Below are 15,621 nucleotides of genomic sequence, written 5' to 3' on the forward strand. Positions count from 1 at the left end.
GGCCTAGACCATTCCTTCCACAAGATCGACGGGCCGGGGCTTGTTCCCGGGGTGTGCGTCGAAGGTCTGCTGCACTCGGCCGTCACGCATCACGAGGATGGTGTGGCTGAGCGCGATGGTTTCTTCGAGGGTGTCGGCGAGCAGGATCACGCCGATGCCGCGGGCGCACAGCTCACGAATGAAGCCGTACACGTCCTCCTTGGCCCCCACGTCGAGTCCTCGGGTGGGGTGATCCAGGATCAACACCCGCAGTCGGGGCGAGGTCAGCCACTTGGCCAGCACCGCCTTCTGCTGGTTACCACCGGAGAGGTTGGAGATGTTGGTGCCGCGGTTCGGGGTCTTGATCTTGAGCTTGCGGATCCACTCATCGGCGGCGGCCGCGGCGGCGCGGGGCTTGAGGAACGGCCCGGCACTCACGGTGGACGGATCGGCGAGGAAGATGTTCTCCTGGACCGACAGCCCCTGGGCGATCCCCTCGATCCGGCGCTCGGCCGGAATGTACCCGATGCCTGCGCGCACGGCCTCCACCGGCGAGCGCAGCCCGATGGTCTTGCCGCCGAGCGTGATCGAGCCCTGATCGAAGCCCTCGGCCCCAAACAGGACGCGGGAGAGCTCCTCGCGGCCCGAGCCCAGCACGCCGGTGATGCCCACGACCTCGCCGGCCCGCAGCGTGAAGTTCACATCCTCGAAGGCCTTGGTTTTGCCGAGGCCGGTGACCTGCATCAGCACGGGCTGATCCACCACCGCGGTCTGCTTGGCCTCGTGGTAGAACTCGGCCGTGCTCTCACGGCCCACCATCAGGCGGTGCAGCTCATCCACGTCGACCTCGGAGCGGTCGCGCACGGCCACACACTGGCCGTCCTTGAACACGTAGACGCGGTCGGAAACTCGCAGCACCTCGTCGAGGCGGTGCGAGACAAAGACGATCGAGGCGAACTTGCGCAGGCGATCGATCTGGTCGAAGAGCACCTCCAACTCGTCGCCCTCGAGCACGCTGGTGGGCTCGTCCAGGACGATCACCGGCTCGGAATCCGCGCGTTCCTCGACCGAGAGGGCCTTAGCCAGCTCGACCATCTGCCGCTCGGCAAAGGACAGGTGCTCGACCTTGGTCTTCGGGGAGATCGGCGAGCCGATCTTGTCCAGCTGCTCCTGGGCGAGGGTGCGCAGCGTGCCCCAGCGATAGACGCCCGCCGAAACCCCGGCACCCTCGACGCCGAGGAAGATGTTCTCGGCCACCGAGATCGAGGTCACCAGCGACTGCTCCTGGTGCACCATCCCGATGCCCGCCGCGGCGGACTCGGCGGCGGTGCGGAACGTGACCTTTTTACCCTCACGGAGGATCTCTCCCCCGTCTGGCTTGTAGATGCCCGAGAGCACCTTGAGCAGGGTCGACTTGCCCGCACCGTTCTCACCGATCAGGCCCACCACCTCGTGGCGGCGCAGCTCGAAGGAGATGTCGTCCAGGGCCACAACCCCGCGGAACTCTTTACGGAGGTTTCGAACCTCCAGTACCGTATCGGTCATTACTTAATCGCCCTTACTCGCTTGCGCAGCGACCAGCCGGTCGCGACCACGGCCACCACGATGACCAGGCCCTGCACTGAAATCTGTACATACGGGTTGACACCCAGCAGGATCAGGCCGTTGGCCAGCACGGTGATGATCGCCGCACCCACCAGGGTCTTGCCCACGCCGCCGATGCCACCCACCAGGGCGGTGCCACCGAGAACCACCGCGGTGATCGCGGTGAACTGGAAGCCCGCACCGATCGAGACGTCGCCCACACCGAGCTGCATCGCGGCCATGACGCCGGCGATTCCCGATCCGGTTCCGGCCAGGACAAACGAGAGCACCTTATAGCGCTCGACGTTTACGCCGGACAGGCGGACCACCGGCTCGTCGCCACCGATCGCGTAGCCGTAGCGGCCCACGCGGGTGAACTTCTGCACCAGCAGGGCCACGACCAGCACCAGGATCGCAATCAGGGCGAGCTTGGGGAAGATCCCGAAGTTGCCAAAGCCCAGCCCGCGCAGGCCGTCATCCATCAGGCGCGGGGCCCGGCCGCCAAACAGCACGGTGGCCAGACCCACGCCGATGGCGCCGGTACCCAGGGTCACCATGAAGGAGGGGACCCGGAGATAGACGTGCAGCACACCGTTCAGCAGGCCAAACAGCGAACCGGTGAGCACCCCGGCGATCAGCGCGATAAACCCGAGACTCAGATCGTTTCGATCGTTGCTGGCCAGCAGCACAAACACCAGCGAGGAGGAAGCCATCACGCCCTCCACCGAGAGGTCCAGGCTACCCAGCAGAATGACAAAGGTGAGGCCGATCGAGATGACTAGCAGGATCGAGAGCTGGCTCAGCAGGCTCGACGCGTTGGAGACGGAGAAGAAGTTGGGGGTGGCGATCGAGAAGAACGCGATCAACACCACCAGCGCGACCGCCGGGCCCCCGCCGCCGATCAGGCCGCGTACCCGGGCCAGGGTGCCGGGAGTGGTGGGATCCGGGGGCGTCGGACCGGAAGTCCGCGAGGGGGTGCCGGTGGCGGGAGCGTCCGCAACCTGGGGACCGGATTGAGACATGAAATTCCTTAGGAGCTAATCGGGCTTAGTTGATCGGAGCGGAGAAGCGCTTGAACGGGTCGTCCAGGTCGGGCTTCAGCGCCTCCAGGGTCGGTGCCTTCGTGAACTTCTCGACGTTCTCCTTGGTCACGATCGACTGCTCGGCGTAGAACGCACGCTGGTCGTGGGTGAGCTTGGAGACGTCGATCTCGCCGGTGGCGGCCTTGTAGGCGAGCGAGAGGGCCGCGCCACCCTGCCACCACGGGTCGGTCGAGACGGTGGCGACGTACTTATTGGTGCCGCTCTTGATCTCGTCCAGGGCCTGCGGAACGGCGTCGAAGCCGATGATCGGGACCTTACCGGCGAGGCCCGCGGCCTTCAGCGCCTCCAGGGCGCCCAGGGCCATCTCGTCGTTGGCAGCCCAGACGCCCTTGACCTTGTCGCCGTGCTTGGCGAGCAGGGTCTGGGTCACCGAGAGCGCCTCGGTGCGGCTCCAGTTAGCGGTCTGGTCATCCAGCAGGGTGATGCCCGGGTTGGCCTTCAGGGCCTCCTGCAGACCGGCGAAGCGCTGCTTGGCGGGCTTGTTGTCGAGGATTCCCTGGAGGGCGATGATGCCACCCTCGCCACCCATCGAGTCGAACAGGGTCTGCGAGACGTCCTTGCCGATGCCGGTGCCGTCGAAGGCAATGTGGGCGACCCAGTGGTCGCCGATGTCCCACGGGTTGAGGTCGTCGGGCTTGTTCCACTGGGTCACGACGTAGCCGCCGGCCTCGGTCACCGCACGCACGATGGCCTCGGTGTCCGAGGAGGTGTTGGGGTCGATGTTCAGCGCGTAAACCTGGCCCTTGGCCGCCAGGCCCTTCACCAGCGAGAGCTGCTTCTGCGAGTCGGCCTCATCGGAGAGCACGATGACCTTCTTGTCGATGCTCTCACCGAACAGGTCGCCGCCGGCGGCCCAGTTGGCGTGGTAGGAGTTGGAGAGGCTGCGGATGCCCTGCACCAGCAGGACGTCACCCTTGTCTCCACCCGCGGCGGGCTTGTTGTCATCGGCGGCGGATGAGCAGGCGCTCAGTCCGATGGCCACGGCCATAATCGTGGCGATTCCGGTCGCGCGCTTTGCCCAGCGCGGGAAAGATCCGTGTGCGTTCATAGGTACCCAGTGCTCCTTCACTTCGTTGTGACCGGCGGGTGCTGGGGAGCGCATCTCGCCGGTGAGATAGTCGGGGCGGCGCTGAACTAAGATCGATTCACTGCCGAATTTCGCGGCCATTCGCTGCCCTGGAAGCGATTATGTAGCAAGACTACGTAGATGTAAAGCTCGCCGCCGCACACACTTGCGCAGCACTCCCCCAATTTGGCGCAATTTCGCGGTTTCAATCGCCGGAATTTCCCGTAAATACGCGGAATCGATCTCCCGTTTTGGATGAATTGCCAATCTCCGAATATTTTTCGATCCGATGGTTCCCCGGACTTAAAATGTAGCTATACTACAAACACCCCGTTTTCACATTCAATGTCGAAGGAAACCATGAGCATCAGCGAATCCACCCGTCGTCGGGTCAAAGTCAGCGACGTAGACACCCTTGAGATCGTTGTCGAACCCGTTCCCGAGGTTCTGGAGGACGAGGCCCTGGTCTCGCTGCTCGTCTCGGGTGTGTGCGGCTCGGACACCCACGCCCTGCGCGGCCACCACCCCGTCATGAAGCCCCCGTACTACCCCGGCCACGAGGTTGTGGGCATCGTCGAGGCCGTGGGATCGGCCGTCACCAACGTGAAGGTTGGCGACCGGGTGACCCCCGAGCCCACCCTTCCCTGTGGCGAGTGCAAGATGTGCCGCACCGGCCGCGAGAACATCTGCGACAACCTCGGCTTCTTCGGCTGCGGCTTCCGCGAGGGCGGCATGGCAGACCTGTTCACCGTGCCCGCCGACCGCCTGCACATCGTCCCCGCCGGGATGACGGACAAGCAGGCCGCGATCATCGAGCCGCTCGCCACCCCGGTTCACGCCGTCCGTCTGGCCGGCGACCTGACCGGCAAGACCGTCGCCGTGCTCGGCGGCGGCACCATCGGCCTGCTCGTGCTGGCCGCCGCCAAGTTCCACGGTGCCCGCGCCGTGGTGATGACCGACATGCTTGAGCAGAAGCGTGAGCACGCCCTCAAGGCCGGCGCCGACGCCGTCTTCGACGCCGCCTCGCCCTCCCTGGTCGCCGACATCCATGAGTTCTTCGGCGAGACCGCCGACGTGGTCTTCGACTGCGTCTCGATTCAGCCGACCATCGACTCCGCCTTCGCCCTGACCGGCAAGGGTGGCACCGTGGTGGTTGTGGGTGTGCCCCAGCGGCCGGTCACCGTCCCGCTGCCCGCGATGCAGGACATGCAGGTGAAGCTGCAGGGTGCGGCCACCTACCTGGCCGAGGACTACGCCGAGGCGATCGAGATCATCGCCGCCGGTGGCGTGGATGAGGACATCATCATCACCAACACCTTCCCGCTGGAACGCGCGGCCGACGCCTTCGCCGCCTCGCTCACCGGCCTCGAGGTCAAGGTGCTGGTTACCCCGTAACCCACCCACACAAAAACCCCGCATCCGATTTCTCGGATGCGGGGTTTTTGTTGGATGAGGACTAGTCCTCTTCGGTTTCGCGGGGCTTCACGTACGGGTCGGCCTCGCCGGCGTACTGTGCGGTGGATGCCTGGGCGCTGGTCGCGGTGTCGCGCTCGTGCGCCTCACGCAGCAGATCCTCGATGTGCTTGGCGTTCTCCGGGATACCATCCAGGATGAACTCGAGCGACGGGGTCAGCCGCGAGTTGATGTTGCGGCCAACCTCGGTGCGCAGCATGCCCTTGGCGCGCTCGAGGGCCTTGGCGCTGTCCGCGCGCTCCTCATCGCTGCCGTACACCGTGTAGAACACGGAGGCGTGCTGCAGGTCACCGGTCACCTGCACATCGGTAATGGTGACAAAGCCGAGTCGCTGATCGCGTAGTCCCTTGTCCAGTCGCTTGGCGATGACCTCCTTGATACGGTCTGCCAGCTTCTTTGCGCGGGGGTTAGCCATGATGATCTCCTTGCCTCCCCATCGACGAACTCGATCGGGCAACCCCCAGTCTAGAGCAGCGACACCCCCGAAATATAACCCGCACACGCGGGTCCGGCGCAGCCCTGCGCGAACGCCGGTGCCCCGAACCGGAACGCAGCCAGGTGGCCGGGTTCCGATCCGGGGCGGGGCCGATCGGACGCGACCTCGGGGCCGGGTTCCGATCCGGGGCGGGGCCGATCAGGCGGGAGTGGGTGCAACCAGGGCCGCATCCAGCTCGGCCAGTTCGGCCTCGGTCAGGCCGTGGCGCGCCAGGTACCCGCGAGCCCCGGAGGAAGCGTCGGGATACTCGGCGTCCAGGCCCACCAGCAGTTCCGCCATGACCTCCACGGGACTGGCCGATACCAGTGCGCGGATGCCCTCGGTCAGCGGAACACCGTGGGCGGTGATCGCGGCGAACATACGCTCGGCCCACTCCCCCGCCAGGTTCTCGGCGGTCCGCGCGTAGTTCTCGACCACGGCCGCGCGCTCCACCCCCACGGCGTCCAGCAGCAGCGCGACGCTCACGCCGGTGCGGTCCTTCCCCGCGGTGCAGTGGATCAGCGTGGCCCCGTGCGGGGCCGCGGCGGTGACCGCACGGGCGATCTCGGCGATCACCGGCCCGGCCTCGGCCAGGATGCCCCGATACAGGGTCTCCAGCGAGGGAATCTGCGCGAGCATCGTCGCGGTGGGATCCTCGTCGCCGGAGGCACCTCCACTCGGCAGGGCACCGGCGGCCAGATCGATCCGGTGTAGCTCGCGGGCAATCACCTCGAGTGCGCTCGGCAGGCTCGCGCGCTCGGTCTCGCTGCGCAGATCGATCACGGTGTGCAGGCGGCCGTCCAGCAACGCCACATCCTGATCGGTCAAGACCGGCACCGCATCCGAGCGCCACAGCACGTTCGAACGGATCACTCCCCCGCCGCGCACCGGCAGGCCTGCACACTCTCGGGTGTTAAAGCTCGCGCTCAGCGGGATACGCTCGCCGCTCAAGCGCGCACCTCGGCGGCGGGCACGTCGGTGCCCACTCCGGCGGCGGCCTGCTCGGTCTTGCTGCGACGCAGCGCGGGCATCAGCCAGGGCACGGTGATCAGCGAGCCTAGCACCAGCACGGCGGCCACGATATAGAGGGCGGCATAGTTCTTATCGCCGCCGGAGATCGGGTCGCCGTGTCCGATCATGATGATCAGCGGGGCGGCAATCGGAGCCAGGGACTGCGGCAGGGTCTTGGCCACGTTGAACACACCGAGGTAGCGGCCGGCGTCGCGGGCGGGGATCGTGCGCAGAGCGATGGCCAGGTCCACCGCGTAGTAGCAGCCGAGGGCAAATCCGGCCAGGGCGGTGCTGATCCAGAAGATCGAGAGACTGTCGGTGAAGGCCTTCATCAGCAGGGTGATTGCCAGCAGCACGGCCGATCCCACCAGGAAGGGCACGTAGTTGCCGCGGCGCGAAGCCAGGTAGCCGCCGGCGAAGGCCGCCACAAAGTTGAGGGTCGCGCCGACCAGGGTGGACAGTGTCACCAGCGGGGTGGCGTGCGGGACGTCGAGTCCCAGGCGCAGCATCAGGTAGAACAGTCCGAAGGTGCCCACCACGGTGTAGCCGAACTGCATCGCGAAGCGCTGGATCCAGGCGAGAGTGAACAGCGGATAGGTGAACGGGTTCACAAACATCGCTGTAAACACCGTGCGCAGACGCACCTTGGGCACCGCCGAGGCATCCACGGCGGGGTCGGGGATCTTCCAGCACACCAGCACGGTCACGATCACGGCCACCACCGGCATGAACAGCATGATCACCGGGATCGACCCGGAGAAGATCGTGGACACCAGCAGGGCGGGCACGAGTCCCAGGAACCCGAAGGCCCCAAACAGACCCGAGGCGCGGGCACGCTGGTGCTCGGGAATCTGGTCGGCGAGCAGCGCGCTCAGCGAGGCGAGGGCGGCGTTGTAGCCGATCTGGGCGATCACCCAGGCGGCCACCAGCACGGCCAGGTTCGGCGCGAAGGTCGCGATCAGCGCACCCAGCAGGCCGAGGGCGGTTCCGGCCACGAGCCACGGGCGGCGGCGCCCGAATCGGCTGGTGGTGCGGTCGGAGAGGTAACCGAAGATGGGGTTGGACAGCAGGGCGGCGATTGCCCCCGCGGCGGTGACCGCGGCAAGCCCGGCCTCCTTACCGCTCTCCGGGACGAGCTGCAGCACGCGCAGCGAGAGACCCACAACGAGCGGGGTGGCGAGCGATCCCAACGCGACCAGCTCCAGGAGGGAGAATGCGAGGATCCGGCGCATGGGGACGGTGCCGGACGGGGTGGGGAGGGACATGTCTGAGGGCTTCCTTTCGTGAAGTTGGGCTCAGTTCAGCAGCGCTTCTTAACATCCCGGAAAAGACTTAGTGACCACTAAGTTAACTTCGGCCAGCGCTTGTCCTCCGCTGCCTAGGCTGGCATCAGGCGGTCACTCAGCCGTCGCGATTTCAAGGAGCAGCATGACCCAGATCCCCCTGATCGAGCGGATCCTCGCCTCGATGACCCTCGCCGAAAAGGCCGCGGCCCTGTGTGTGGCGCGGATCGTCGCGAACCCCGATGGGAGCCTCTGGGAGGGGGATGATCCGGCCGCACCCTTTGGTTTTGTGCCGGCCACCGAGCTGATCGTGAACCGGGGCATCTCCTCGGTCCTGCTGATGAACGCGCCCCCGGCCGAGGCCATCGCCACCTGGCACAATTCTCTCCAGGACCTTGCCGCACGCACCCGCCTGGGACTGCCCGTGCAGGTGGCCTCGGATCCGCGTCACGGGTCACGCTTCAACGTGCAGACCGCGCTGGTCAGCTCGGGCCTCAGCCGCTTCCCCGAGCCAATCGGATTCGCCGCCGCCGGCGACCCGACTCTGACCGAGCGGGCGGCGCGGGCGATGGCGCGGGAGCTGCGCGCGTGCGGGATCAGCGTGGCCGTGCACCCCATGGCGGACCTGGCCACCGAGGCGCGCTGGGCGCGCATCTCGGGGACCTTCGGGGAGGACTCGGAGCGGGCTGGACGCATCAGCGCCGCCTGGGTTCGCGGCCTGCAGGGCGACACCCTGGGCCCGCACAGCGTGGCCGCCACGGTCAAGCACTTCCCCGGCGGCGGGCCACAGCGGGACGGACTCGACTCGCACTTTGCCGAGGGTGCACACACCGTCTATCCGGGCGGACGCTTCAACGATCACGTGCGCCCATTTGTGGCATCATTCGACGCGGGTGCCACCCGGGTCATGCCCGGCTACGCGGCCCCGCTGGACACCCCGCATGAGAGCGTGGGCTTTGCGTTTGCCCGCTCGATCATCACCGATCTGCTGCGCGGGGAACTCGGCTTCGAGGGTCTGGTGGTCACCGATTTCAACGTGGTCACCGGGATGCGGCTGCCGGCTCTGGGGATCGAACTGCCGGTGCGCGCCTGGGGCGTGGAGCACCTGACGCCGATCCAGCGGGTCGGACGCCTGTTTGCCGCCGGTGTGGATCAGCTCGGCGGCGAGGATGATCCCGCCCTGATCATCGATGCGGTCGCCGCCGGGGAGGTCACCGAAGAACGTCTGGACGTCTCGGTGCGCCGCGTGCTCGCCGACCGCCTGGCGCTGGGCCTGCTGACCGAGGTGGAAGATTCCTCTGCCGAAGACTCGGTGGTGCGCATCTCCCCCGTGCACGTGGATCCAGCCCGGGCCGCCTTCCCGGCGACCACCGCCGAGCACTGGGCAGTGGCCCTGGCCACCCGCCGGGCGAGCGTCGTGGCGCTGAGTGGTGAGGCACCGGGCCGGGAGAGCATGCGACTCTACGCCGAGGGCATCCCCGCCGAAACCCTCGCCGCCTACGGCGAGGTGGTTACCGATCCGGCCGAGGCCGACCTGGCGATTATCCGGGTGAATGCCCCCTTCGAGGCGCGCGAGGGCCTGCTCGCCGGTGCCTTCCACGACGGCGCGCTGGAGTTTCCGCCCGCGCAGCTCGCACACCTGCTGACGCTATGCGCCACGGTTCCCACGGTGATCGACGTCTTTCTGGAGCGCCCCACCGCGCTGCCCGAAATCGCCCAGGCGGCGACCGCGCTGCTCGGGACCTTCGGGGTCGAGGATAAGATTGTGCTGGATGCGATCTTTGGTTATCAGCCGGTGAACGGAACCTTACCGTTTGATCTGCCCCGGTCCACCGCCGCCGTGGCGGCCTCCCGAACCGACGTTCCCTTCGATACCGTGGATCCGGTATTCCGTTTTGGACACGGCCTGATCTGGCCCGGGGGTAGCCCTCGGCCGCTCACGAGGGTCCTGGCCGGCACGGAATCGAAGTCCCCGAGCGAGTAGAGGTTTTGATGAGCACGTCCGAGTCGAAGGTTCCGGCCAAGACCCCGCGCCCCAGCGGGCTCAAGCGGCAGCGGCGAATCATCGAGGTTGCGGCCGAGCACTTCGCCCGGGTGGGCTATACCCGGGCGACCGTGGCCAAGATCGCCGCGGAGGTCGGGGTCACCGATGCGGGCGTGCTCCACCACTTCGGGAGCAAGGAAAACCTGTTCAACGCGGTGGTCGCCCACCGCGAGGACGCCTACGCCCGCCACGATCCCTCGGCCGCAACCAGCGTGCGCGACCTGATGGACCGCCTGATCGCCGGTGCCGCCTCGGCCGCCGACGAGCCCGCACTGCTGCGCTTCCGCGCGGTCCTAAGCGGTGAGGCCCTGCTGGAGGACAGCCCCGCCAGCGGACACCTGCGTCACGTCCTGGAAACCTCGCTCGCGACCCTGGTGCCGATCGTGCAGCGCGGCATCGACTCCGGCGAACTTGTCCCCGACACCGACCCGCAACAGTTTGTGCTGGAGGCCCTCGCCCTGAACGAGGGTGTGCGCGGCCAGGTCGTGGTCTCCCCCGAGGTCATCGACTACATCCCCGTCTTCACCCGCGCCCTCAATCGCCTCTACGCCTCGGTGGCACGTGCTGCCTGATCGGCGGCAGAGAACAGAATTGCTCGCAACTGCGCCGGAAACTTCGATGCGTCCCGCCAGGCATATTCGCTCACAAACACGTGGTTTTCGAAGGTCCACACCGATTCTGTTTTCAACGGAAGGACGTGCACGCTCAGCCTGAAATCCGGCGATTTTCGCGCGCTGGCAGACTCCCACTCGCTCATGATGGCCGCGTAGACTCCATAATCCGCCTCGCCTCGCGTGCGCGACCATCGACGCCATGATTCCTGCCACGAGATCGACCAGGCGCTGATCCCGGTCGAGTTCAAAACATCAACGTATGGTGTTACACCCGGCGGTGGCGTTGGCAAGCCGGGTGTGCTCAGGAGAGCCTGCCACCATTCGGACAGCTCCGCCCGTGGCAGCAACGGAAGTTCGGCCAACGCGTATCGGCTGAATCTGGATATCATGGCCGGCAGATCAATCCTCGGTAAGCCATGAACCTCGCTGAGATCATAAAAATCGGCAGCGACCAGCGCCAGGATGAAAGGCACTTCATCGTCACCTGTCACCGCTATCCATCCGTGTTTCGTCTTCTGTTGCATTGGTCTTTCCCTCCCGAGTCATGTTGCGACCACCGCTCCCTCGGAGCCCTACGGCCAAGAACCGCTGGCTAGTTTGCAACGGGGCCCTTAGAAACGCAGATTCCACCGTTGTTCAGGAACACGGTGCCGGAGGCACTACCGCTTTGCCCACCGCCGTCAAGGGTTCCCGTTGCGCTCCAGCTTCGTCCACCCCAGGGCGCGATCCCCGAGTGATCTCGAAGCTCCGGACCGGAGGTGGTCGTGAAGAAGAGACTCCAGGTGTGGGTGAGTGCGAACCCTGCCGACGCGTTGATGTAGTACCCGGTCTCGTAGCCCCTGCCCGAACTGGTCCAGTAGAGGTAGGAGTATCCGCAGGTATCCCGCACGGTGTTGTACGTGGAAGCCTTTCCCTGATTCGCTTCGCCCAGTCGAAAATCGCTGGGGCAGAGGCCCGGCGGGGAGTTTTGCGGTATCGAACACTTATAGCCGTTTATATCCGTCCGTACTTCGAATCCGTGGGCGGCGGCTACGACGGTATCAAATCCGACAAGCCCGAGTGGTTCCGAAGATCGTTTGGTCTCGGTCGCACTAGCGCTCCCCACCGCGCCCAACGCGACCAGAGATGCAATCCCGACGACGGCGACAACACCTCGAATACTCTTGCTCATGCTGGGTACATTCATTTTGAGCTCCAATCAGCTTCTGGTCATGTGTGAAGCCTCCAACTACAGGGGTTGAGACACAAGCAAAATCGGAGCGCTGCTCGAGACTTCTCCGGACACGGCGGTGGTAACTCAGCTTCACGCCGAACTACACTGCCGCTTGATCGAGGGACCCTAGGGACGATTTCAGGCGCAGATACTCCCCGAATGTGAAGCCACGTTCATTCACATGTCAGTACCACGGTGATGTTTTCTCGCGGGAGTTGAAATCCCGATCCCCATTGATATCCAAGGGGAGGCCGGGCGTCTCGATCAACACGCGGATCGAGAACCGAAGCCGACTTTGTCAGTACAAGCATTAGCCAGGAGCAAGATGATCTGAGCGCTACCGTGACGGCATCATTATCCGAGCGATAACCGGATTTATCATTCAGCCTCCGGGGGCCATTAAATTCTTGACCGAACGGAATGAAGGACCCCTAGGACAAGAGAAAACGACTCCGCCCCCGGCACCAGAAGGTGCCGGGGGCGGAGTCGTATGGGTCAGCCTGCGGGATTAGACGCGGGGCTTCTCCTTCATTTCGGTGGTCTCGATCTCGTCACCGATCTGAATGTCGTTGAACTTGCCCAGACCGATACCGGCCTCGAAGTCCGTGCGGACCTCGGTGACATCGTCCTTGAAGCGACGCAGCGACTCGATGGCCAGGTTGTCGCCCACCACGACGCCGTCGCGGATAACGCGAGCCTTGGCGTTTCGGGTGATCGTACCGGAGCGAACGATAACACCAGCGATGTTTCCGAACTTGGAGGAGCGGAAGACCTCGCGGATCTCGGCCACACCGGACTGGACCTCTTCGTACTCGGGCTTGAGCATACCCTTCAGCGAGTTCTCTACGTCCTCGAGGGCGTTGTAGATCACCGAGTAGAAGCGGATGTCAACACCCTCACGAGCCGCACGCTCGCGGGCCTTGGTGTCCGGACGGACGTTGAAGCCGATGATGATCGCGTTGTCGATGGTCGCCAGGTTGACGTCCGACTCGGTGACAGCACCCACACCACGGTGGATGATGCGCAGCTGCACGCTCTCGTCAACCTCGATCTTGAGCAGCGACTCTTCCAGGGCCTCGACGGCACCGGAAACGTCACCCTTGATGATGAGGTTGAGCGACTCGACCTTGCCCTCTTCGAGTGCACGGGTGAAGTCTTCCAGGCTGATGCGCTTGCGAGCCTTGGCCAGCTGAGCGTTACGCTCGGCGGCCTCGCGCTTCTCGGCGATCTGACGGGCGGTACGGTCCTCCTCGGTGACGATGAAGGTGTCACCGGCGCGCGGAACGCTGGAGAGACCCTGCACCTGCACCGGACGCGAGGGACCGGCCTCGGCAACGGCGTTGCCGTTCTCGTCGGCCATGGCACGAACGCGACCGTAGGCGGTACCGGCGACGATGGCGTCACCGATGCGCAGGGTACCGGACTGGATCAGCACGGTAGCAACCGAACCACGACCCTTGTCCAGCTTGGCCTCGATGGCCACACCGCGGGCGTCCTTGTTCGGGTTCGCACGCATGTCCAGGCCGGCGTCTGCGGTGAGCAGAACGGCGTCCAGCAGGTCGGTGATACCGATGTTCTTGCGAGCCGAGACGTCGACGAACATGACGTCTCCACCGTACTCTTCGGAAACCAGGCCGTACTCGGTCAGCTGCTGACGCACCTTGGCCGAGTTGGCACCGTCCTTATCGATCTTGTTCACCGCGACCACGATCGGCACGTTCGCTGCCTGGGCGTGGTTCAGGGCCTCAACGGTCTGCGGCATGATGCCGTCGTCCGCCGCGACCACGAGGATCGCGATGTCGGTGACCTGAGCACCACGGGCACGCATGGCGGTGAACGCCTCGTGACCCGGGGTGTCGATGAAGGTGATCTTACGTCCGATGCCCTCGTGGGTGGTCTGCACCTGGTACGCACCGATGTGCTGGGTGATTCCACCGGCCTCGCCCTTACCCACATCCGCGTTGCGGATGGCGTCGAGCAGGCTGGTCTTACCGTGGTCAACGTGACCCATGACGGTCACAACCGGCGGACGTGCCTCGAGCATGTCCTCGGTCTCGGCCTCCAGCTCGCCGTCCAGGTCGATGTCGAAGCCGTCGAGCAGCTCGCGGTCCTCGTCCTCGGGGGAAACCATCTGAATCTTGTAGCCGAGCTCGGAACCGAGCACGTCGAAGGTGGCCTCATCCAGCGACTCGGTCGCGGTTGCCATTTCACCGAGGTGGAACAGCACCGTGACGAGGTTACCGGGCTGAACCGGGAAACCGGTCAGGGCCTCAATCTTGTCGGCGAAGTCGGCGATCGATGCACCGCGGCGCAGACGGATCGGGGTCGATCCATCACCACGGGGAACCGAGACACCACCGAGCGACGGGGCTTCCCGCAGCTCGAATTCTGCCCGCTTCGTCCGCTTCGACTTCCGTGCCTTGCTCTTGCCGCCACCGCGACCGAACGCACCGGCGGTACCACCACCGGGGCCACGGCCACGACCGCCACCGCCACCGGGACGGGGGCCGCTAAAGCCACCGCCGGGACGCTGGAAGCCACCGGCCGCGGGAGCACCCGCACCGGCACCAGCACCGGCACCGCCGGGACGCTGGAAGCCACCGGGACGACCCGCGCCGCCACCGGGACGCTGGAATCCGCCACCGGCACCGCCGGGACGACCGGCACCACCCGGACGCGGAGCGCCGGGACGCGGCGAACCGGGACGGGGTGCCTGCGGGCGCGGAGCCTGCGGACGGGGAATGTTGCCGGGGGTGGGTCGCTGACCCATGCCCTGCGAGGAAGCGAACGGGTTGTTACCCGGACGCGGGGTGCCCGCGGGGCGAGGAGGCTGCTGCCCCATGCCCTGCGAGGAGGCAAACGGGTTGTTACCCGGACGCGGAGCGCCGGGCTTTGCCGAGGAACCGGGGGTCGCGGGCTTGGCCGCGGCCGGCTTAGCGGTACCGGGCTTTGCCGAGGCGGGCTTGGCGTCCGCGGCGGGCTTGGCAGCCGCCGGCTTGGCGGCGGCCGGGGTGGCCGCTGCGGGCTTGGCAGCCGCGGGCTTCGCGGCGGCAGGCTTTGCCGCTGCGGGCTTGGCGGCCGCGGGCGTTGCCGCACCGGGGGTTGCCGCGGGGGCGGCAGCCGGGGTTGCCGGCTTCGCGGCGGCGGGCTTGGCGCCCGCGGCCGGAGCCGGGGTTGCTGCGGGTGCGGGGGCACCGGCGGCACCATCGGCGATGAGTGCCTCGCGCAGCTTACGTACTACGGGGGGTTCGATCGTCGAGGACGGGGACTTGACGAACTCGCCAAGCTCCTTAAGCTTTGCAAGGGCTACCTTGCTGTCCACGTTCAGCTCTGCAGCGATTTCGTGCACGCGCTGTTTTACAGCCACTTCTCTCCTGTCTGGGCCTGCCCAGACAGTGGGCAGACCATTAGTAACGGACGGGTCTCATTTCGAGCCGCTCATTAGTTGTCCATTAGCCATTCAGCCTGTTCTCTAGGGTTTGCACGTCCAGCACTCCGGTGAATCGCAGCGCCCGGCCGAAGGCCCGTCGCTTGATTGCCGTACCGAAGCACTGCAGTGTTGGATGCACCCAGGCTCCACGTCCGGGGAGCGATGCAGTCTCGTCGACAACCACCGCATTTCCCCGCAGCACAACCCTCAACAGGGAGGATCGCGCGGCGCGAGTACGGCATCCAACGCACGTTCTAACGGCTTCCATCTTACCCCCTTTGTGGGTTCTCGCCATTCCTCGGCGATTCGCGCTCGGCGAAGATCGCGGCGCCCGATGTTCGAGCGC

Annotated in this window: 13 protein-coding genes; 3 read left to right on the plus strand and 10 right to left on the minus strand. The window is 66.0% G+C overall.

Annotated elements, in window-relative coordinates; translation table 11 throughout:
* Window positions 1–3: 3 nt before the first annotated feature.
* Genes C7C57_RS11370 through C7C57_RS11380 form a run of 3 tightly spaced genes read right to left on the minus strand, consistent with a single transcriptional unit; the run spans window position 4 to window position 3,714 of the window.
* A complete protein-coding gene (locus C7C57_RS11370; protein WP_187976514.1) occupies window positions 4–1,524 on the minus strand; it encodes a sugar ABC transporter ATP-binding protein in 1,521 nt (506 codons plus the stop codon).
* A complete protein-coding gene (locus C7C57_RS11375; protein WP_081863768.1) occupies window positions 1,524–2,585 on the minus strand; it encodes an ABC transporter permease in 1,062 nt (353 codons plus the stop codon). The genes C7C57_RS11370 and C7C57_RS11375 overlap by 1 nt, the downstream gene beginning before the upstream one ends.
* Before the next feature lie 25 nt (window positions 2,586–2,610).
* On the minus strand, window positions 2,611–3,714 hold the full coding sequence (locus C7C57_RS11380; RefSeq protein WP_187976515.1) for a sugar ABC transporter substrate-binding protein: 1,104 nt from the start codon (window positions 3,712–3,714) through the stop codon (window positions 2,611–2,613).
* Window positions 3,715–4,092: 378 nt separating this feature from the next.
* Between C7C57_RS11380 and C7C57_RS11385 the strand changes: the two genes are divergently transcribed.
* Complete coding sequence (locus C7C57_RS11385) at window positions 4,093–5,127, plus strand: zinc-binding dehydrogenase (protein ID WP_187976516.1); 1,035 nt, start codon at window positions 4,093–4,095, stop codon at window positions 5,125–5,127.
* Between the two features lie 61 nt (window positions 5,128–5,188).
* On the opposite strand, the gene rbfA is transcribed toward C7C57_RS11385, so the two are convergent.
* The 3 genes from rbfA to C7C57_RS11400 form a co-directional block, all read right to left on the minus strand.
* Window positions 5,189–5,620: a 30S ribosome-binding factor RbfA gene (gene rbfA / locus C7C57_RS11390; RefSeq protein ID WP_030142927.1), complete on the minus strand. Its 432-nt coding sequence runs from the start codon at window positions 5,618–5,620 to the stop codon at window positions 5,189–5,191.
* Between the two features lie 219 nt (window positions 5,621–5,839).
* A complete protein-coding gene (locus tag C7C57_RS11395; RefSeq protein ID WP_187976517.1) occupies window positions 5,840–6,631 on the minus strand; it encodes a tyrosine-protein phosphatase in 792 nt (263 codons plus the stop codon).
* Window positions 6,628–7,956 (minus strand): MFS transporter, encoded by a 1,329-nt coding sequence (locus tag C7C57_RS11400; RefSeq protein ID WP_187976518.1) that lies wholly within the window; start codon window positions 7,954–7,956, stop codon window positions 6,628–6,630. Before C7C57_RS11400 ends, C7C57_RS11395 begins: the two co-directional genes overlap by 4 nt.
* A 163-nt stretch (window positions 7,957–8,119) precedes the next feature.
* Between C7C57_RS11400 and C7C57_RS11405 the strand changes: the two genes are divergently transcribed.
* Window positions 8,120–9,958, plus strand: a complete 1,839-nt coding sequence (locus C7C57_RS11405; protein ID WP_187976519.1) for a glycoside hydrolase family 3 protein — start codon at window positions 8,120–8,122, stop codon at window positions 9,956–9,958.
* Window positions 9,959–9,966: 8 nt separating this feature from the next.
* Window positions 9,967–10,590 (plus strand): TetR/AcrR family transcriptional regulator, encoded by a 624-nt coding sequence (locus C7C57_RS11410; protein ID WP_187976520.1) that lies wholly within the window; start codon window positions 9,967–9,969, stop codon window positions 10,588–10,590.
* Here C7C57_RS11410 and C7C57_RS11415 read toward each other — a convergent pair.
* From C7C57_RS11415 to C7C57_RS11430, 4 genes are all read right to left on the minus strand, one after another.
* Window positions 10,563–11,156: a hypothetical protein gene (locus C7C57_RS11415; protein WP_187976521.1), complete on the minus strand. Its 594-nt coding sequence runs from the start codon at window positions 11,154–11,156 to the stop codon at window positions 10,563–10,565. The two genes, C7C57_RS11410 and C7C57_RS11415, sit on opposite strands and share 28 nt — an antisense overlap.
* A gap of 68 nt (window positions 11,157–11,224) precedes the next feature.
* Window positions 11,225–11,803 carry a hypothetical protein gene (locus C7C57_RS11420; RefSeq protein WP_187976522.1) on the minus strand — a complete coding sequence of 193 codons (579 nt, stop codon included), beginning with the start codon at window positions 11,801–11,803 and terminating at the stop codon, window positions 11,225–11,227.
* A 550-nt stretch (window positions 11,804–12,353) separates the two neighbouring features.
* Complete coding sequence (gene infB, locus C7C57_RS11425; RefSeq protein WP_187976523.1) at window positions 12,354–15,194, minus strand: translation initiation factor IF-2; 2,841 nt, start codon at window positions 15,192–15,194, stop codon at window positions 12,354–12,356.
* 103 nt (window positions 15,195–15,297) lie between these two features.
* A complete protein-coding gene (locus tag C7C57_RS11430) occupies window positions 15,298–15,570 on the minus strand; it encodes a YlxR family protein (RefSeq protein ID WP_342772997.1) in 273 nt (90 codons plus the stop codon).
* Between the last annotated feature and the right edge of the window lie 51 nt (window positions 15,571–15,621).

The organism is Mycetocola sp. JXN-3, from assembly GCF_014522285.1.
GTDB lineage: Bacteria > Actinomycetota > Actinomycetes > Actinomycetales > Microbacteriaceae > Mycetocola > Mycetocola saprophilus.